18 protein-coding genes, 1 tRNA gene and 2 pseudogenes are annotated in these 18,835 nt (G+C 72.5%); 12 read left to right on the top strand and 9 right to left on the bottom strand.

Going from position 1 to position 18,835, the window contains the following annotated elements; genetic code table 11:
* Positions 1-113 precede the first annotated feature (113 nt).
* Positions 114-1,328: an ROK family protein gene (locus F8279_RS23945; protein WP_151501137.1), complete on the bottom strand. Its 1,215-nt coding sequence runs from the start codon at positions 1,326-1,328 to the stop codon at positions 114-116.
* A 139-nt stretch (positions 1,329-1,467) separates the two neighbouring features.
* On the opposite strand from F8279_RS23945, the gene F8279_RS23940 reads away from it, so the two are divergent.
* Positions 1,468-1,971, top strand: a complete 504-nt coding sequence (locus tag F8279_RS23940; RefSeq protein ID WP_151501136.1) for a SigE family RNA polymerase sigma factor — start codon at positions 1,468-1,470, stop codon at positions 1,969-1,971.
* Positions 1,968-3,311, top strand: a complete 1,344-nt coding sequence (locus F8279_RS23935) for a hypothetical protein (protein WP_151501135.1) — start codon at positions 1,968-1,970, stop codon at positions 3,309-3,311. The genes F8279_RS23940 and F8279_RS23935 overlap by 4 nt, the downstream gene beginning before the upstream one ends.
* A 73-nt stretch (positions 3,312-3,384) precedes the next feature.
* Here the strand turns inward: F8279_RS23935 and F8279_RS23930 are convergent, their stop codons facing one another.
* A complete protein-coding gene (locus tag F8279_RS23930) occupies positions 3,385-4,254 on the bottom strand; it encodes a universal stress protein (protein ID WP_151501134.1) in 870 nt (289 codons plus the stop codon).
* A 104-nt stretch (positions 4,255-4,358) separates the two neighbouring features.
* On the opposite strand from F8279_RS23930, the gene F8279_RS23925 reads away from it, so the two are divergent.
* Both F8279_RS23925 and F8279_RS23920 read left to right on the top strand, forming a co-directional pair.
* A complete protein-coding gene (locus tag F8279_RS23925) occupies positions 4,359-4,817 on the top strand; it encodes a MarR family winged helix-turn-helix transcriptional regulator (RefSeq protein ID WP_091421321.1) in 459 nt (152 codons plus the stop codon).
* 74 nt (positions 4,818-4,891) lie between these two features.
* A complete protein-coding gene (locus F8279_RS23920; RefSeq protein WP_151501133.1) occupies positions 4,892-6,319 on the top strand; it encodes an MFS transporter in 1,428 nt (475 codons plus the stop codon).
* 1 nt (position 6,320) lies between these two features.
* Here F8279_RS23920 and F8279_RS23915 read toward each other — a convergent pair whose 3' ends face one another.
* Positions 6,321-7,118, bottom strand: coding sequence for an alpha/beta fold hydrolase (locus F8279_RS23915; protein ID WP_151501132.1), 798 nt, complete (start codon positions 7,116-7,118; stop codon positions 6,321-6,323).
* Positions 7,119-7,175: 57 nt separating this feature from the next.
* On the bottom strand, positions 7,176-7,760 hold the full coding sequence (locus F8279_RS23910) for a helix-turn-helix domain-containing protein (RefSeq protein WP_091421325.1): 585 nt from the start codon (positions 7,758-7,760) through the stop codon (positions 7,176-7,178).
* 80 nt (positions 7,761-7,840) lie between these two features.
* On the opposite strand from F8279_RS23910, the gene F8279_RS23905 reads away from it, so the two are divergent.
* The 3 genes from F8279_RS23905 (at position 7,841) to F8279_RS23895 (ending at position 11,574) form a co-directional block, all read left to right on the top strand.
* Positions 7,841-8,806 carry an NAD(P)/FAD-dependent oxidoreductase gene (locus F8279_RS23905; RefSeq protein ID WP_151501131.1) on the top strand — a complete coding sequence of 322 codons (966 nt, stop codon included), beginning with the start codon at positions 7,841-7,843 and terminating at the stop codon, positions 8,804-8,806.
* 75 nt (positions 8,807-8,881) lie between these two features.
* Positions 8,882-10,729 carry a glycoside hydrolase family 15 protein gene (locus F8279_RS23900; protein WP_151501130.1) on the top strand — a complete coding sequence of 616 codons (1,848 nt, stop codon included), beginning with the start codon at positions 8,882-8,884 and terminating at the stop codon, positions 10,727-10,729.
* A gap of 365 nt (positions 10,730-11,094) precedes the next feature.
* Positions 11,095-11,574: a hypothetical protein gene (locus tag F8279_RS23895; protein ID WP_225853391.1), complete on the top strand. Its 480-nt coding sequence runs from the start codon at positions 11,095-11,097 to the stop codon at positions 11,572-11,574.
* Between the two features lie 67 nt (positions 11,575-11,641).
* On the opposite strand, the pseudogene F8279_RS30995 reads toward F8279_RS23895, so the two are convergent.
* Positions 11,642-11,860 (bottom strand): annotated as a pseudogene (locus F8279_RS30995) (hypothetical protein); the annotation flags it as partial.
* Positions 11,861-12,032: 172 nt separating this feature from the next.
* On the opposite strand from F8279_RS30995, the pseudogene F8279_RS23885 reads away from it, so the two are divergent.
* The 5 genes and pseudogenes from F8279_RS23885 to F8279_RS23865 all read left to right on the top strand — a co-directional run.
* A pseudogene (locus F8279_RS23885) lies at positions 12,033-12,212 on the top strand (DNA-binding protein); the annotation flags it as partial.
* A 136-nt stretch (positions 12,213-12,348) separates the two neighbouring features.
* Positions 12,349-12,906 (top strand): hypothetical protein, encoded by a 558-nt coding sequence (locus F8279_RS23880; RefSeq protein ID WP_225853389.1) that lies wholly within the window; start codon positions 12,349-12,351, stop codon positions 12,904-12,906.
* 63 nt (positions 12,907-12,969) lie between these two features.
* Complete coding sequence (locus F8279_RS23875) at positions 12,970-13,428, top strand: hypothetical protein (RefSeq protein WP_151501129.1); 459 nt, start codon at positions 12,970-12,972, stop codon at positions 13,426-13,428.
* 67 nt (positions 13,429-13,495) lie between these two features.
* Positions 13,496-14,299: a hypothetical protein gene (locus tag F8279_RS23870; protein ID WP_225853388.1), complete on the top strand. Its 804-nt coding sequence runs from the start codon at positions 13,496-13,498 to the stop codon at positions 14,297-14,299.
* 100 nt (positions 14,300-14,399) lie between these two features.
* The gene (locus F8279_RS23865; RefSeq protein WP_151501128.1) at positions 14,400-14,999 is read left to right on the top strand and encodes a hypothetical protein; all 600 of its coding nucleotides are present in this window, start codon (positions 14,400-14,402) and stop codon (positions 14,997-14,999) included.
* Between the two features lie 496 nt (positions 15,000-15,495).
* Here F8279_RS23865 and F8279_RS23860 read toward each other — a convergent pair.
* From F8279_RS23860 to F8279_RS23845, 4 genes are all read right to left on the bottom strand, one after another.
* Positions 15,496-15,567: transfer RNA gene (locus F8279_RS23860), tRNA-Val, on the bottom strand.
* Between the two features lie 82 nt (positions 15,568-15,649).
* Positions 15,650-16,117 carry a peroxiredoxin gene (locus tag F8279_RS23855; RefSeq protein ID WP_151501127.1) on the bottom strand — a complete coding sequence of 156 codons (468 nt, stop codon included), beginning with the start codon at positions 16,115-16,117 and terminating at the stop codon, positions 15,650-15,652.
* Between the two features lie 83 nt (positions 16,118-16,200).
* Positions 16,201-16,635: a DUF3052 domain-containing protein gene (locus F8279_RS23850; protein WP_013287823.1), complete on the bottom strand. Its 435-nt coding sequence runs from the start codon at positions 16,633-16,635 to the stop codon at positions 16,201-16,203.
* Between the two features lie 110 nt (positions 16,636-16,745).
* The coding region (locus F8279_RS23845) for a transketolase C-terminal domain-containing protein (RefSeq protein ID WP_151501126.1) at positions 16,746-18,835 on the bottom strand (2,090 nt) is incomplete at its 5' end.

Here is an 18,835-nt window from a genome sequence, read left to right as displayed (position 1 = left end):
CGATCTTGCGGTTTCGGCCCCTGGGATGCCGCTTTGGCGCGCCTTGTCAGGGCCGGAAGTGCAAGATCAACGCGATCGAGAGGGCTGGCAGCGTGGCGGTGCACGGCGCGGGCTCAGCTGGAAGCGGGGACGCCCAGGGGGTCGGCGAACAAGGGTGAGAAGCCCAGTTCGGCGGCGCCGATCAAGGTCGCGTCGTAGCCGAGCGCGGACACGCGCAGCCGGGCCTTGTCGCGGGAGATGGGCAGCACGTTCGCGGCGATCCGGCTGCGGACGTGACTGGCGCAGACCGGGAAGACCTCGCTGAGCGTGCCCCCGAAGATCACCACGCCGGGGTTGAACAGGTTGATCACGTTCGCCACGCCGATGCCCAGCCAGTCACCGATGTGCCGCAGCGCGTCCTGCGCGGCCGGCTCTCCGCGCACGGCGGCGGCGACCACAGCACGTACCGCCTCGCGCCCCTTCTCCTGCGCCGGGCGGCCCGCCACGTCGAGCAGCGCCCGCTCACCGACCTCGGCCTCCAGGCACCCGCGCGAGCCGCAGCCACAGGGCCGCCCCTGGTACGGGTTCACGAGCATGTGCCCGACCTCGGAGGCGTACCCGCCGTCGCCGTCGAGCAGTTCCCCGCCCACGATGATGCCGCCGCCCACGCCCACGTCACCGTGCAGGTAGACCAGGTTCTGCACCCCGACGCCGGCGCCGCGCTGATGCTCGGCCAGCGCTCCGAGGTGCGCCTCGTTGCCGACCAGGACCGGCAGGCCGAGATCCAACCGCCCGGCCAGCTCGGCGCCGAACGCCTGGTCCACCCACCCCATGTCCGGTCCGAACCGGACCATGCCGTCGCCCGGCCGGATCATCCCGCAGTAGGAGGCGCCCACGCCGACGCACACCGATCCGGGTGGCGCGGCGTGGTGCAGCGCCCGCCCGAAGTCGGCGAGCACCGAGACCACGGAGTCGAGGTCGGCCCCGGCCCGTGGCCGTTCCGCCTCCAGCCGCGCCGACACCACACCGCCGAGCCCGACGCGGGCGGCCACGAGACGGTCCACAGCGATGTCGAAGGCGATGACGTAGACGGCGTCCGAGGCCGGCCGGACCACATGCGAGGGACGTCCCGCCCGGCCGCTTCCGCCGGCCCGAACCTCCCGGACCAGGCCGGCCGCCGCGAGTTCCGCAGTGAGTGCCATGACCGTGCTGCGGTTGACGCCCATCCACCCGGCCAGCTCGACGCGGGTGACCGGTCCGGTCAGGTGGACGCGCCGCAACAGCGCGCCGAGGTTGGCTCTGCGGCTGTCCCCCTGCGCGTGCCGGTCCACTGCCAGACCTTTCAGCATCGACCACTCCGTCGGATGGCGACTGGCTCGTGGCCCGAGGATAGTTCCCGCACATCGACGGGTGCCAGCGCCCGCCGCGGGGACGGCCGCCTCAACCATCGAGGGCCCGACCGGCGTTCATTGCGGTGAGGGGGTGGGCATGTCAGAGTCGTTCCGGAAGTTCGTGGTGCAGCGGTCACCCGCGTTGTCGCGGACCGCGTACCTGCTGACCGGCGATCACCAGCTCGCCGAGGATCTGTTGCAGAGCGCGCTGGCGCGCACCTACCGCCACTGGCGGCGGATACGTGACGGGGATCCGGAGGCGTACGTACGCCGGGTCATGTACCACCAGCAGGTCTCCTGGTGGCGCCGTCGGCGGGTGGTCGAGCGGCTGGACGCGACGCCGGCCGAGCGTGGCGGCGGCGACCACAGCGAGGAGACGGCGCTGCGGCTGAGCGTGGTGGCGGCGCTGCGGCGGCTCACCGCGCGGCAGCGGGCCGTGGTGGTGCTGCGGTACTACGAGGACCTGACCGAGGCGCAGGTGGCCGAGGTGCTCGGCTGCTCGGTGGGCACCGTGAAGCGGCACGGGCACGACGCCGTACGCCGGCTCCGCGACCTGGTCCCCGAACTTCTGGAGCGGACTCCGGAGAGGAGCGAGCGATGAGCGTACGGCTGCGGGAGGCGTTGCGGGAGGCGGCGGCCGAGGTGCCCCCGTACCCGGTCCACGACCGGGCGGTGCGGACCGCGCGGCGCACGCGGTGGCGGACCGCCGCGGCGGTCACGGCGGTGCTGGCGCTGGTGGCGGCCGTGCCGCTCACGGTACGCGGGGACGGCCGGACCGCGCCGGCGGGCTCGGGCGGGGCGGCGCTGCCGGACCGGCTCGGGCTGCCGCCGTTCGGTGCGTTGCGGGCCACCGACCGGCCCGCGCTCGGCCCGGCGTCGGTGGTGTTCAGCGGGCAGGCGCGAAGGCTGACCGGCCTGTTCGACGAGAACGGCACTGTCGGCATCGTCGGGGCGGACGCGGACCGGTACCGGACGTGGACGGTGGGCTTCGAGGCGCCGGCCGGGGAGGGGGTGCTGCTCTCCCCGGACGGGCGGTTCCTCGCGGTGCCCGACGGGTCGCCCACCAGCCCCGGCGTGGACGTGATCGACCTGGCCGGGGGCACGGTCCGGCGGGTGCCCAGCCCGCGGCCGGGCAGTGTGGGGACGGGGCCGGTCGGGTGGGCTCCGGACGGGTCGGCGCTGGCGGTCGTGGACACCACACCGGCGAATCCGGAGCGAAGCTCGTACGTCAACACGCTCAGTCTGGTGCGGCTGGACACCGGCCGGGCGGTCCGCCTGCTGGAGACCACGCAGCTGCCGGGATTCGGCTCGCCGGTGGCGTTCGCCGCCGACGGGTCGCGGCTGGCCTACCAGGTCGGCACGAAGGTGCTCGTGAGCAGCCCGGACGGGCGGCAGCTCTCCTCGTTCCCGCTGCCGCCCGACACCGCGCTGGCCGGGAAGGGGGCCTGGCTGCCGGACGGCTCGCTGGCGCTGGTCGGGCACGAGGTGGCCGCCGACCGGTGGCGGCTGCGCCGGGTCGACACCGACGGCCGGGAGCTGCCCGCGCCCCCGCTGGCCGCCGTCTCGGGCGTGACGGCGATCCGGCTGCTCGGCTGGCTGCCGGACGGGACCGCATGGGTGGTCGCGTACCGGCCCGAGCCGAGCGCGCCGAGCTGGTACGCCGACGGGCTGGAGATGGACCAGCGGACCGCGTACGGCAACGTGCGGTCGATCCGGGTGCTGGGCCTGACACCCGGTGCCGCCGCTCCGGTCACGCTGCTCACCGCGCCGGACCAGGTGCTCGCCGTCGACGTGGCGGACGCGGTGGTGCACGCCGGCCGGGTCCGCGAGGCCGATCCGCCGTCGGGCCCCGGTGGCCGGGCGTGGTGGGGGGCGGGCCTCGTGGCGCTGGCGCTCGGCGGCCTGGCGGCGTACCGGTGGCTGCGCCGCGGGCATCGGTGACGCGGGTGGAACGCCACGGGTGTCTCCCGGCCCGGGAGACACCCGTGATGTTCCAGTCGTCGCGGGCTGACCGCTACTCGGCTTCGCGGACCGGGCTCTGCGGGACCACCATCACCGGCCGGTGGGCGCGGTGCAGCGTGGCCATGGCGACGCTGCCGAGCAGGATCTTGCGGACCGCGGTCCGGCCGCGCGAGCCGACCACGACCAGGCTCGCCTTGCGTTCGGTGGCGACGGCGGAGAGCGCGTCGGCCACCGCGCGGCCGGGGGCGCCGCCACCGGCGCGTACGCGCACCGTGGTCACCCCGTCGACCGTCTCCGGCGCGTCCCCCTCGTCGCCGTCGACGGCGACGAGGACGATCTCCCGCTCGGGGAAGAGGCGGCGGGCGGCGCCGAGCGCGGCCTCGGACCCGGCCGAGGCGTCCCAGCCGACCACCACCGGCCCGGCGGCGAGCGCGTCGTACTCGTCGGTCAGCAGCGGGTGCGGCACGACCAGCACGGGACGCGGGCTGTAGTGCACGGCCATGTCGGAGACGCTGCCGAGCACCGCGCGGGCGCCGCCGAGGCCCCGCGAGCCGAGCAGCAGCACGTCGGCCTGCTTCTCGTCGGCCAGTTCGGCGAGCCGGAGCCCTTCGCCGCCGTAGCTGCGGCACACGAGCGGCTCGGCGTCCCAGCCGGCGGCCCGGCCCAGCATCACGCCGACGGACGTCATCCGGTCGGCCTCCCGGCCGCCCTCACGCTCGATCGCCTCGACGAACACGTTGATGTTGCGGGTGCCGGTCCAGAGCCGCTTGCGCAGTTCCTCGCTGGCGAACGGAGGCGTCCACAGATGCCCGATCCACGCGTGCGCGCCGGGGAACAGCAGCGCGCCCGCCTCGATGGCGGCGCTAGCGGCCGGAGACCCGTCGTAACCCACCACCACTTGCCTGCCGTGCTCGTCGCTCACCGCACCAAACCTCTCTCACCGACGACATCTCACAAGATCGTATCCGGGCCCGGACCGCGTCCGAGCCGGATCATCCGCCACGGAATCATCGGTACGCTGGGCGGATGAGCACCCCGGACCTGTCGTACCTACTCGACCACACCAGCCACGTGTTGCGTACCCGGGTGGCGGCGGCGCTCGCCGAGATCGGGCTGACCGCCCGGATGCACTGCGTGCTCGCGCACGCGCTGCCCGAGGAGCGTACGCAGATCCAGCTCGCCGAGATGGGCGACATGGACAAGACGACGATGGTCGTGACGGTGGACGCGCTGGAGCAGGCCGGGCTGGCGGAACGGCGTCCGTCGCGTACCGACCGGCGGGCCCGGATCATCGCGGTCACCGACGAGGGCGCACGGATGGCCGCGCGCAGCCGGGAGATCGTCGACCGGGTGCACGCCGAGGCGCTGGCCAGCCTGCCGGACGACGAGCGGAAGGTCTTCCTGCGTGCGCTGGAGCGCCTAGCCGCCGGCCACCTGGCCACACCGGTGCAGAGCCCGAAACCGGCCCGCCGAGCCCGCCAATAGTCCCTCAATAGATTGTCTGTAACGGAACTATCCGTTACGGTCTCTCCTGTCGCACCTCTCGACAGGAGGACTCCATGTCCGCTCCCCGCTCCCGGCGGCTCGCCCTCGGCGTGCTCGCCACCAGCGCCCTGATGACCATCCTCGACGGCAGCATCGTCACCGTGGCGATGCCCGCCATCCAGCGCGACCTGCGCTTCTCCCCGGCCGGCCTGAGCTGGGTGGTCAACGCGTACCTCATCGCGTTCGGCAGCCTGCTCCTGCTCGCCGGCCGGCTCGGCGACCTGATCGGGCGCCGGGCGATGTTTCTCGGCGGCACCGCGCTGTTCACAGCCGCCTCCGTGCTGGCCGGGCTCGCGGAGAACAGCACCACGCTCGTCGCGGCCCGCTTCCTCCAGGGCGTCGGCAGCGCGGCGGCCACAGCGGTGAGTCTCGGCATCCTGGTCACGCTCTTTCCCGACGCCGCCGAGCGGGCGCGGGCGTTCGCCGTGTTCGCGTTCACCGGCGCGGCCGGGGCGGCCATCGGCCAGGTCGCCGGCGGCCTGCTCACCGACGCGCTGGGCTGGCACTGGATCTTCCTGATCAACGTGCCGATCGGCCTGGCCACGATCACGCTCGCGGTCCGCACGCTGCCCCCGGACCGGGGCCTGGGCCTGGCCGCCGGAGCCGACGTGGCGGGCGCGCTGCTGGTCACCACCGGGCTCGTGCTGGGCATCTACACGGTGGTCACGATCGAGCGGTACGGCGCGACGTCGGCGCACACGCTCGGTTTGGGCGCGCTCGCCGCCGCTCTCGTCGCCGGTTTCGTGGTCCGGCAGGCCACCGCGCGCCGCCCGCTCATGCCGTTGCGGCTCCTGCGCTCGCGCGGCGTCGCCGTGGCGAACGTGGTCCAGATCCTCACCGTCGCCGCGACGTTCGCGTTCCAGGTCCTCGTCACGCTCTACCTCCAGCAGGTGCTCGGCTACGACGCCACCCGCACCGGACTGGCGCTGCTCCCGGCCGCCGTCGTCATCGGCGCGGTGTCGCTCGGCGTCTCGGCCCGGCTCAACGCCCGCTTCGGCGAGCGGGTCGTGCTGATCGCCGGGCTCGTGCTGCTCGCCGCCATGTTCGCGCTGCTGACCCGGGTGCCGGTGGACGGCCGCTACCTGCGCGACGTGCTCCCGGTGATGCTGCTCGCCGGCGGGTTCGGGCTGGTGCTGCCGGCGCTCACCGCGCTCGCCATGTCCGCCGCCCGCGCCGAGGACGCCGGTCTCGCCTCCGGGCTGTTCAACACCACCCAGCAGCTCGGCATGGCGTTCGGCGTCGCGGTGCTGTCCACGCTGGCCGCCGCCCGGACGGCGGACCGGGTCGCGCTCGGCGACGACCGGGCCGCCGCGCTGACCAGCGGATTCCACCTGGCGTTCGCGGTCGGCGCCGGGCTGCTCGTGGTCGCCGTCGTGCTCGCGTACGCGCTGCTGCGCCCCCGCACGGCGGAGCGCGCCGACGCCCCGGCGCTCGTGGGGTGAGTCAGCCGGGGGCGCGGGCCGGATGAGTGAGGAACGGCAGCACCGCCGCCGGCAGCACCGGTGAGGCAACCACGTCGTAGTGGGTGAGCCCGGGCAGCACCGCGAGCCGGGACGCGGGACGGCCGGCGCCGTCGCCGCCCGCGTCCCGGTGGCCGCCGCCGAGCAGGCCGAAGAACTCCGCCGCGTGGCTCACCGGGATCTCGTCCGCGTCGGCGAAGACCAGCAGCACCGGCATCGGCAGCGCGGCCACCTCGGCGGACCAGTCGTAGTCCCGCCGCAGCAGTTCCCCGCTGCGCGCCCAGAGCAGGGGCCAGTCCTGCGGGCGGGGCGCGACCCGCGCGTACCGCTCGTACGACGGGGTGCCGCGCATGCGTTCGGCGACGCGCTCGTCGTGGGCGGACATCGCGGCGACCGTCTCCGGGTACCAGCCGCCCCGCCGGAACGGCGTGGAGACGAGCACCAGGCGGCGGACCAGGGCGGGGTGCTGGATCGCGGTACGCAGGGCCACCCCGCCGCCGAGCGAGTAGCCGAGCACGTCGGCCCGCGGCAGGCCGAGCCGGCGCAGCAGGCCGGCCACGTCGTCGGCCATCGACTCGTACCGCAGCGGCCGGTCCAGACCGCCGGTGCGGCCGTGGCCCCGCAGGTCGACGGCGATCAGCCGGCGGCGCGCGGCCAGCGCCTGCCGGACCGGCGCGAACGTCTCCGTCGACCCGTATCCGCCGTGCAGCAGGACCAGCGGCCTGCCGGCGCCGTGCTCCTCGTACCAGATCCGCAGCCCGCCGACGTCCGCATAGGTCACCTGCCGATCGTCGCGCCGCCGTCGCCGCCGCGGGCGCGTTTGCCGCCCGCGGCGATCTCAGCGGGACGCGCGAGGGCGGGCGCGCAGGTGGGCGCGTTCGCCCTGACTGCCGAAGAGGCTGAGGAACTCCACCCCCTCGCTGTCGGCGCGGCCGAACCAGTGCGGTACGCGGGTGTCGAACTCGGCCGCCTCACCGGGTTCGAGCACCAGGTCGTGCTCGCCGAGCACGAGCCGCAGCCGTCCGTTGAGCACGTAGACCCACTCGTACCCCTCGTGGGTCTTCGGCTCGGGCTCGGACCGGCCGCCGGCCGGGATGATCAGCTTGTACGCCTGGATGCCGCCGGCGCGGCGGGTGAGCGGCAGCATGGTCATCCCGAACGCGGCGACCGGCCGCAGGTGGACGCGCGGGTCCCCGGTGGGCGGGGCGCCGACCAGCTCGTCGAGCGTGACGCCGTGCGCGCGGGCCAACGGGAGCAGCAGCTCCAGCGTGGGCTTACGACCGCCGGACTCCAGCCGGGACAGCGTGCTCACCGAGATGCCGGTGGCGGCGGAGAGGTCGGTGAGGGTGGTCTCCCGCTCACGGCGCAGCGCGCGCAGGCGGGGGCCCACCGCGTCGAGGGCCTGGTCGAGGTCGTCGTCCATGCCTGCCAGTTTGCCACATCAGCAACAGCGTTTGCAGTTCTGCCGGACCCGGACGCAGGCTGGTCGCGGAGGTGGTCACGATGACCGAGCTACGCGAGGACTACGAGGTGGTGGTGGTCGGCGGCGGCGCGGCCGGGCTCAACGGCGCGCTGATGCTGGCCCGGGCACGCCGGTCGGTGCTGGTGGTGGACGGGGGCGAGCCGCGCAACGCGCCCGCCGACGGCGTGCACGCCCTGCTGGGACACGACGGCGTGCCGCCGGCCGAGCTGCTGGCGCGCGGCCGGGACGAGGTGCGGCGCTACCGCGGACACCTGACCGAGGGCCGGGTCGACACGGTGAACCGCGACAACGCCGGGTTCGAGGTGGCGCTCGCCGACGGCCGCCGGCTGCGCGCCGGCCACGTGCTGGTCGCCACCGGCCTGGTCGACGAGCTGCCCGAGGTACCCGGCCTGCGCGAGCGCTGGGGGCGGGACGTGGTGCACTGCCCGTACTGCCACGGCTGGGAGGTGCGCGATCGGCCGATCGGGGTGATCGGCAGCGGCCCCATGTCGGTGCACCAGACGCTGCTGTTCCGGCAGTGGAGCGACGACGTGGTCTACCTGCGGCACACCGCGCCGCCGCTCACCGAGGAGCAGGCCGAGCAGCTCGCCGCGCGCGGCGTGCCGGTGGTCGAGGGCGAGGTCGCGGCCGTCGAGGTGGCCGGGGACCGGCTGACCGGGGTACGCCTGCGCGACGGCCGCACCGTCGACCGGGAGGTGCTGACCGTCGCGCCCCGGATGGTGGCGCGGACCGGGTTCCTGGCCGGACTGGGCCTGCGTCCGCAACCGCATCCCAGCGGGATGGGCGAGTACCTGCCGGCCGGCGAGTCGGGGCGTACCGATGTGCCTGGGGTGTGGGTCGCGGGCAACGTGACCGACCTGTCGGCGCAGGTCGGGGCCGCCGCGGCGGCGGGCGCCCGGACCGCGGCGATGATCAACGCGGACCTGGTGCAGGAGGAGACCCGGCGGGCGGTCGAGGCCCGGCGCGGCGCGCGGAAGGCTCGGTGACCACGAATCGCCTCTAACCTGACAATTCTTCCCCTAGGTTGAAGACGCAGACGGCAGTCGGAACCGGGGGGCGACGTGAAGAGCTATCCGGCGATCGAGGATCACGGGCTCATCGGAGACCTGCAGACCGCGGCGCTGGTGACCTGCGACGGCACGATCGACTGGTTCTGCGCGCCGCGCTTCGACTCGCCGAGCATCTTCTGCGCGCTGCTGGACAAGGACAGGGGCGGCTTCTTCCAGATCGCCCCGCACGAGGTCCGGTACGTCACCAAGCAGCTCTACCTGCCCGGCACACCGATCCTGATCACCCGGTTCATCAGCGCGGACGGCGTCGCCGAGGTGATCGACTTCATGCCGGTCACCGGCGAGCGGGTCACCGACTCGCACCGCATCGTGCGCATGGTCAACATGGTGCGCGGCAGCATGCGGTTCCGGGTGGAGTGCCGGCCCCGGTTCGACTACGCACGCCAGAGCCACGAGCTGGAGCGGCACCGCAACGGCTACCTGTTCCGCAGCACGTCGGAGACGCTCACCTTCAACCCGATCGACCCGGTACGGCAACTGTGGGCCCAGACCGGCGAGATCCGCATGGAGGGCGGCGACCTCATCGCGTACGGCACCCTCAACGAGGGCGACACCGGCGGGGTGGTCCTGGAGACCGGAAGTGAGGAACCCCGGATCATCCCGCCGGAAGAGGTCCAGGGCATGTTCGAGTGGACCCGGGACTACTGGCGGCGCTGGGTCGAACGCTCCCGCTACACCGGCCGCTGGCGGGAGATGGTCGAGCGCTCCGCCATCACGCTCAAGCTCATGACGTACGCGCCGACCGGCGCGATGATCGCCGCGCCGACCGCCGCGCTGCCCGAGCTGGTCGGCGGCTCCCGCAACTGGGACTACCGCTACACCTGGGTACGCGACACCTCGTTCTCCGTGCACGCGCTGCTCGGCCTCGGGTTCACCGAGGAGGTCAGCCGGTACATGGACTGGCTCGACGAGCGTATTCGCGAGGCCGGCGACCACCAGGACCCACTGAAGATCATGTACCGGGTGGACGGCTCCTCGGACCTGCACGAGGAGGTCCTCGACCACCTGGAGGGATACCGGGGCTCCCGCCCGGTGCGGATCGGCAACGGCGCGGCCGACCAGATCCAGCTCGACATCCACGGCGAGGCGCTGTACGCCATGCACCTCGCCGACGAGCAGGGCATCCGCGTGTCGCACCAGGTGTGGAAGAGCACCGTGCGCCTGATCGACTGGCTCTGCCACAACTGGGACCAGCGCGACGCCGGGATCTGGGAGAGCCGCCACCACCCCCGCAACTACACGTTCGGGCGGGTGATGTCCTGGGTGGCGCTGGACCGGGCCATCCGCCTGGCCACCCGCACCGGCCGGCCCGGGGACATGAGCTGCTGGACCGAGCAGCGCAACCGGATCTACAACCAGGTCATGGCCCGCGGGTTCCACCGGGAACGCGGCAGCTTCGTGCAGGCGTACGACGAGAACGTGCTCGACGCCGCGCTGCTCTACATGCCGGCGGTCGGCTTCGTCACGCCCACCGACCCGCTGTGGCTGTCCACGCTGGAGTCGATCGAGCGCGATCTGGTCTCGGACAGCCTGGTCCACCGGTACGACCCGCTGCACTCCCCCGACGGGCTGCCCGGCCACGAGGGCACGTTCAACATGTGCACCTTCTGGTACGTCGAGGCACTGGCCCGCTCCGGCCGGCTGGACGACGCCCGGCTCACGCTGGAGAAGATGTTTACGTTCAGCAACCACCTCGGCCTCTACGCCGAGGAGATCGCCTCCACCGGTGAGCAGATCGGCAACTACCCGCAGGCGTTCAGCCACCTCGCCCTGATCAACTCGGCGCTGGCGGTCAACGACCTGCTCGACGCCGAGGCCCACGCCCGCCTGCGCCGGTAACTCCGGTGATCTCCGGCCCGGCTCCGGGTAGCCTTCACCGCATGAGGTTCCACGCCGCCGTCATGAAGCCCTGGTCCCTCCGCTGACGGCGGCAGGGTGACCGGCTTCTTCTGACGTACCAGCTCTGCTCCGCCGTCCTGGTGTCCCGCCGGGCGGTGTCATCGCGCTGCCCGGCTCCACGACGAGCCGAAGAGCGGACTGTGAACAACCTCGACAACATCCCTTCCTTCCCATTCAACTCGGACGGCCTGCTGCCCGCCGGACACCGGGCGCACCCTGGTCCAGGGGGCGGTCCGGGAGTCCGAACACGCGCTGCGGGCGCTGGACGACGCCGCCGACGTGCTGGCCTAGGGCCGGGCGGGGACGTGGTCACGGAGTTCCTCGACCTCGACCCCAGCGCGGACGGGCGTCCGCGCCGCTACGCCGGGGACTACGCCGCCTGGCAGGACGGGCGCAGCCGCGACTTCACGCACTGGGTCCGCGACCACGAGGCACAGCAGGCCGAACACCGGCGCCTGGCCGACGCGGTACGGGAGGCGCAGGACCGGCTCAGCACCGGCTGGCGTCCGGAGAAGGGCCACGGCAAGCACCAGCGCCAGCTGAACCTGGCGCTGCGCCTGGCCGAGCGTCCCGACCTGCTGATCCTCGACGAACCCACGAACCACCTGTCGGCACCGCTGGTCGACGACCTCACCGCCGCCCTGCTGACGACCAGGGCCGCGGTGGTCGTCGCGACCCACGACCGGCAGATGCTCCACGACCTGGCGGCCTGGCCCACGCTGCCGCTCACCGCCGGCGACGCCGAGCCGTCCGGTCGCACAGGGTCATGCCTGCCGGAAGATTGATGCCTTCGAGCGATATGACTGAGAGGCATATTTATGCCTCTCAGTCATATCGCTCGCGCTGAGCGGCTTCCCGGGTCCACCCGACGAAGCGGCGGTGCAGTGCGCCGGCGGGCGCCCCGGGCATGTCCTCGGTGGCCTGCACGAGGTAGGCGCCGAGGTACAGGGCCAGCGACACCGGCGCGTCCGCGAACTCCGCGCGCAGCTCCCGCCTCCGGGTGGGGCACGGCCAGGGCAGGTTGCAGCCGCCGCAGCTCCAGACCGGCATGACCGGGCCGTGGGTGGTCACCGCGCACCCCTCCAGGAACCGCGCGGTGACCGCCCGCGCCTGCCGGCTGGTCGCCCATTCCACCTGCCAGCAGGGGTACGGCGTGAGCCGCGCCTGCCGATCACTCGTCATTCCCCTGCGGCCAGTGACCACGATTGATCGGAAAACGATGCCGCGAATGACAGGGCAGATCGGCGCCCGCTATCACGGGGCGATCCAGCTCCTGGCCGAGCCGACGGGCCGACGGATGGCCGGGAAGTGGGTCGGATTCGGCAAGGACATGGACGTGAACACCGGCCCGTGGGAGCTCGTCTTCCGCGACGCGTCGACCGCCAAGGCGACGCTGGACCGGTACAACACGCCAGCGACGTAGCAAGCGCCGCGCCATCGCCTCGACGTCGGACAGGAGCGGTGCCGGCGTCGACTACTCTGCACCGGAACACGGCACGGCACGGTGCCCAGTTCCAGCGAAGCCGCACGTCGTGCCCGCGATACAACAGGAGAACGTTGTGACAGTCCGCGCCGCGGGCCGCCCACTGACCCGACTGGAAGCCGCCCAGGCGCAGGCGGAACACGTGCTCGGTGCCCGGAAGGCCAAGCGGATCGCGACGCTCGGCAACGGCACGCTGTATGTCAAGGCGGGCACGCTGGCGCAGGTCATGTCCTGGCTCATCGACTTCGTGGTGTGCCTGTTCGCTGTCGCGGTAGGTGTCGTCGCCCTGTCCGTGGTGGACCGCGCGGTGACCCTCTCCGGCGGTGCCCTCGCCGGGGCGGTGCTCGCGTTGTTCGTACTGGTGCCGGTGCTCTACGGCCTCTGCTACGGCAACGGCCGGGCGCTCGGTGCCGTCCTCACCGGCACGCAGCTCGTGCGGGTCAGGGACGGCAGCCGGATCGGCGTCAAGGCGTGCTGGGCCATGCTGGTCCGGACGCTGTTCATGCCGGTCCTGTCCGTCGTGCTGGTGGTGACCGCGTTCAGTACCGGTTCCGCGGATGCGCCCGGTTCGCTCGTGCGGACCAGCATCGACCCGGACGCCACCCGCCGCCTCCACGCCGCGGGCATCCGTTGACCCGTCACCACACCGCACCGCGACGGCCGACGCTGCCCCCGTACATCGCCTAGCCTCCCGGGCGTGGAGCACCTGCGCGACCTCGCCGTCCGGTTGGCGATGGACGAACCGGTCGGCGACGACCTGCCGATGGCGGCTGCTCACGCTCTGACCCGAGGCGTCGACTCGCCGGGCCTGCGTGAGCTTGCCGGCCTGTCGAAGGGCCAGTCGCGGGAGGCAGTCGATCTGTTCCGGCAGGCGATGGACCAACTCGGCTCGCCGGTGCCGGACGAGCGCGGCGCTCGACTGCACCTCATGCGTCAGGCAGCGGCGGACATCGTTGCGGGGGACGGTGACGCCGAGGACCTGGCGTACGAGATCTACTGGCACGCGGCCTATTCCCAGTTGCCGGAACTGCGGCCCGTGGCCGATCGCTTCCTGGAGCTGTACGCCGGATGGGGCCCGGCCTTCGACCAGACGGAGGAGGCGATTGCGGCCGCTAAGGTGGCGGCCCAGACGTTCCTGCGCGACCATCCAGCCTGAGCGGCTCCCGCATGTCTCGTCTACCGCAGCGACCGCGCACGGGCAAACGCCAGACGTGATGAGCCATATGCTGCACCCCGAGCGGAAGCGGGGATTCGTGAGGATCGTTGATCGGGTTCGTGGCGGATCATTTGTCGCCGGCGTACTGGTGGTGCTGGGCCTTGCCGGCTGCGTCACACGAGCCGACCCGCCACCGCCTCCGGCGCCCTCCGTGAATCCCGCGCCGTCGGCATCGCCCACCGAGCAAGAGGCGCTGATGGCGACGATTCGCCAGCTGGTCGAGCGGGCCGACGTCGGCGACGACATCCGGGAGCGCACGATCGAGGTCGGCGAGCCCTATGAACCCTGCGACCTGCTCATTGCCGACCCCGACCGGTCGAACGGGGGCGGGTTGGAGTTCGATCAGGTGTGGGGCGCGGGCCTGGAGGTCAATCCCGTAGGGATCTTCGCCGACGTCCAGCCCCCGACAACCCTTCTGAACATCACGGTGATCGGTCTGCGCGATGCCTCGGCGGCCGCTGCGGCCGCGCGTAGGGCGCGCACCGCACGTTGCCCGAGTAAGGAATTCCGACTCAACATCGGGATGGCCACCGCCCGGTGGGGCGCACGCACGATTACCATCGGATCGACGAGCGCGCGGCTGACCACGGCGACGGTGAGCCGGGTGAACCCGGAAAACGCGGAAGGAATGCCGTTCCTGCCCGGCGACGCGCGGCTGATCTTCGCGCACGGTTCGCTGCTCATCAGCGTCGAGGCGCTCACCTTCTGGTCGCCCAAACTGAGCACCGCCGCCGACGTCACCGCAACCGCTCAGGAGAAGGCCACGTCCCTGGCAACGGCGATCGTCAAGACCGTCCCCGCGCCAGGGTAGGACCGAGCGGCCCGCTGGAGTAGACGCCCGGCTGAGCGCGGCGCAATCCAGGTGCTTTCCGGGTCGGCGGGTGCCACCGTCGTCCCTCTACGATTCCGTCGTGGTGCCGAACGCTGCCCGCCGCGCCAGGCGTCGAGGCAAGACAATTCTCGCGGCCCTGGTTGTGGTGCTCGTGCTTCTGTCCACCTACCTCACGATCACGCTGAGATACGAGCTGCACCAAGGAAACTTCGGAGCGAACCCGCAGGCGTTGTCGAGCGCCACTGCTGGTCCCTACACGGAGTACCGGTACCTCGCGCAGCCCGGTCGAAGCATCGAATACGGGTTCAGCATCGCCAACCGCGGACCGCTGACCATCCGCCTCAAGGAAGTGACCAAAGACGGCGGCCCCGGCTACGTCGTTGATCAGGTTCATGTGAACATGGATGTCAACCGTGAGGGCTTCGAGAGGGGAAAGGCCACTCCCTTCGAGCCGATCGACCTTCCGGCGGGCGATCAGATATTCGTGTGGGTGACCCTGCGCTTCTCCGAAGATCTCCTTCTGAACTATCAGCCTCCGTGTGCGGGGTTCTCTTTCGCAACGCACGAAGTGCGATTCAACGTCCTCGGGATGCAGCGCGAGCAGAGAGTGCCGATCGGCTACTTCATCCGCGTCGAGACGCCTGACGCCGACGGACGACCCTGCCGCAGTGACGAGTAGATGTCGTCTCCCGGCTGATACTGGACATGATCGTTCTGGCCGAGGCGCTAGCTTGCCGGGGTGGGCTACGACATGTTCGTTCAGCGTTTCGTGCAGGGCGACGCCGCCCCGATGGCGGCTGACGCCTTCCTGGCTGTCTTTGCGCCCCGTGTCGACCGCCGAGCACCGCAGCCCAGCCATTGGCACATCAGCGCCGAGGACGGCGGCACGGCAGATGTCTACGCCGCCCTCACCGGCGACACTCTCGACGGTTTCACGATCAGCCGATTCTCCGCCGCCCGCCGACTGCCCGCTCCAACCACGCCGGACAGCGCACGGGATCGTGGTACGGCCGCTGGGGAACGTGCCAGGTGTGCGGGTGTGTCCTGCTGCCGGACACCGTCGGCGACCGATGCCACCAGCACTTGGGCGTCGACTGAGCCCTTCTTACGCCCGCCCGTGCTGTCACCGCCCCAGGAACGATCTTCTCGGGGCGGTTTCTGCTGATGATGAAGGGTGGGCGCGGCAGGTTTCGAACCTGCGACCCCTCGCTTGTAAGGCGAGTGCTCTCCCACTGAGCTACGCGCCCGGAACGCCCGTACGGCGGGCCGGAGCGGCCAGCTTACCTGCCCGCCTCCGGCCCCGCGCAACGACGTGCCTGGGTGTGGGACTCAGGCGGCGACGGCCTCGGCCAGCGCCTTGCGCCAGCCCTGCTGGTCGCGCGCCTCGCCGGGCATGTTCATCTCGGCGAACCGGACCACGCCGGCCTTGTCGATGACGAAGGTGCCCCGGTTGGCGATGCCCGCGACGTCGTTGAAGACGCCGTACGCCTGTGCCACCGCGCCGTGCGGCCAGAAGTCGGCCAGCAGCGGGAACTGGTAGCCCTCCCGGTCGGCCCAGATCTTGTGGGCGTACACGGAGTCGACGCTGACGGTCAGCACCTGGACGTCGTCGTTGACGTACTCGTTGAGGTTGTCCCGCACCTCGCACAGCTCGCCCTGGCAGATGCCGGTGAAGGCGAGCGGGTAGAAGACCAGCAGCACGGTCTTGCGACCGCGGAGGTCGGAGAGCCGGACCTCCTGGTTGTTCTGGTCCTTGAGCAGGAAGTCGGGCGCCTCGGCGCCAACCTCGATGGGCATGCGTGCTCCCTCGGCGATCGGGTCTGGAGATGATCAGCCTGCCACACCCGGCGACCGCGGCCGCCGGGTGTCGGGCGCCGCCCCTACTTCTTGCTCTTGGAACCGCGCCGCATGACGAGACGGGCTCCGCTCCAGTCGCGGCCGGCGTTGATGGTGGAGGTCTGCTGAAGCCCGGCGGTCTGCGCGCTCTCCGCGACCTCGCTCGGCTCGACGTGGCCGTCGCGGCCGGCCTTCGGAGTCAGGAGCCAGACCACGCCGTTGTCCGCGAGCGGCCCGAGGGCGTCGACGAGGAGCTCGAACAGGTCACCGTCGCCGTCTCGGTGCCAGACCAGAACCGCGTCGACCACCTCGTCGGTGTCCTCGTCGACGAGTTCCCCACAGCGGTCGGTCAGGGCGTCCCGGAGATCGGTGTCGACGTCGTCGTCGTAGCCCATCTCCATGACGACCATGCCCGGCTCGATACCGAACCGGTCCGCCAGGCTGCGTACCCCGTCGGCCTGGCCAGCGGTCGCGCTCACTGTCGAGTGCCTCCTCATCTATCCCTGCTCGTGGCGTCGGGTGACACCGTCGGGCTCAGTCCACACAGTTGCGGCTCGCCGCGCAAGTGGCGCACCGGGTGGAACGGAATTTACCGTGCCAGCAGCGTACGGGCACCCTGGGTGATGGCTTCGGCGGAGACCAGTACCTGACGGGCAGCCGGACCTAATGGTACAAACGAGTCAAGTGCGGCTACGCGGCGTGCGGCACCCACGTACCCGGTGTCGACGAGCGCGGACAGCACGCCCTCGCCCACCCCGCCGGTTCGCCGCGTCTCGTCCACCACCAGCACCCGGCCGGTCGCCGACGCCTCCCGGATGATGTCGGCCACCGGCAGCGGGGCCAGCCAGCGCAGGTCCACCACCCGGCTGCCCACGCCCTCCCCGGCCAGCGTGGCCGCGGCGCGCAGCGACATCCGCACCCCGTTACCGAACGTGATGATGGTGAGGTCCTCGGCGGAGCCGATCCCGTAGACGCGGGCCCGCCCGATCGGCACGTGCCGGTCCGCCCAGGCGCCCGGCTCGGCGTACTCGGCGGTCCACTCGTCGTCACCGTCGGTGTACAGGTCGCGGACGTGGTAGAGCGCGATCGGCTCCACGAAGACGCAGACGCTGCCGTCCACGCGGGCCGCCGCCAGGCAGGTACGCAGCATCGGCGCGGCGTCGTCCGGCCGGGCCGGCACGGCCACCACCAGCCCCGGCACGTCCCGCAGCGCCCCCAGCGAGCTGTCGTTGCGGTCGTGACCGCCGAGCCCCTCCGGGCTCGCCAGGCCGGGCACCCGCACCACCATCGGGTTGCGGAAGGCGCCCCGGGACAGGAACCGCATGGTGGCCGCCTCGCCGCGGAGCTGGTCCTCGGCGCCGTGCAGCGACGTGAGGTGGCGGATCTCGGGCACCGGCAGCAGTCCGGCCAGCCCGGCGCCCAGCCCGAGGCCGAGGATCGACGTCTCGTCCGGCAGCGTGTCGAACACGCGCGCCGCCCCGAACCGGTCCCGCAGCCCCTCGGTCACCCCGTACGCCCCGCCCCGGGCGGCCACCTCGTGGCCGAACACCGCCGTACCGGGATGGTCGAGCATGCCGTCGGCGAGCGCGGCGTTGATGCTCTGCGCCAGCGTCAGCGGGCCGGTCAGCTCCGGCGGCTTGCCGCCGAACGCCTCCGCCCGCGCTCCGGCGCCCGGCCCGGCCGCGTGTGCCGCCGCCTCGGCGACCGCGCGGGACACCCGGACCGGCCGGCGCGGCGCCAGTTCCCGCACGATCTCGACCGGGGACGCGAGCTTCGGCTCGTCCAGCACCTCCTCGGCGACGCGACGCAGTTGCCAGCCCCGCTCGTCGTAGCGGGCCAGCAGTTCCTCGCCACTGGCGTACCCCGAGGTCACCAGCAGCCGCGCGGTGGCCAGCAGCGGGTCGCGGGCCGCGTCGCCGTCACCCTGCTCCATCAGCCGGACCGTGCTCAGGTGCAGCACGGCGGGCCGGCGCTGCCGGCGTACCCAGTCCGTTGCCTCCGCCGCGACCCGGTAGGCCGCGGCCACGTCCGTGCCGTCGGCGGCGAAGTACCGGATGCCGGGCCGCGACCGCAGCGTGGCGGCCACCCAGCCCTCGGCGGAGGCGCCGCTGTCCGCGCAGACGAACAGCACCGGGATCCGCAGGCCGGTGTGGTCGTACCAGCCGGTCGTGTTCAGCGCGGCGGTCGCGGTGGCGTGGTCGACCGCGCCGTCGTCGAAGGAGCAGACCACCACGGCGTCGGCGGGCCAGGGGGCCGCCTCGGGCTCGCCGTCGGCGGGCCGCGCGCCGCGGCGCAGCCGCTCCAGCGCGAGCCCCAGGCCGACGGCGCGCGGCAGGTGCGAGCCGGCGGTCGGGGTGGTCGGCACGACCGCCAGGTCGGCGCGACCGAAGACCTTCGCCCGCCCGCCGGCGGCCGGTTCCTCGGCGGAGGCGACGATGCCGCGCAGCACGTCGCGCGCCGCCGCCGCGTAGGCGTCGTCGGGCGCGGGCTGCGGCAGATCGGGTACGACGACAGTCGCGTCCCCGTCCGCGTCCACGACGATCCCGGCGCCCACGGGAAGGCTCCCCGCCTCCTTCTCCCCCGGGTCAGCGTCGCCCCCCGGGTCAGCGTCGAGATCTTGGTACGAAACGGCCCCCATAGGGGCACTTTCGCTCCAAGATCCTTCCGGTTCCGCGGAGG

The organism is Micromonospora sp. AMSO1212t (assembly GCF_008868145.1).
In the GTDB taxonomy this organism is placed as follows: Bacteria; Actinomycetota; Actinomycetes; order Mycobacteriales; family Micromonosporaceae; genus Micromonospora; species Micromonospora tulbaghiae.
This window is presented reverse-complemented; position numbering and strand designations above follow the sequence as displayed.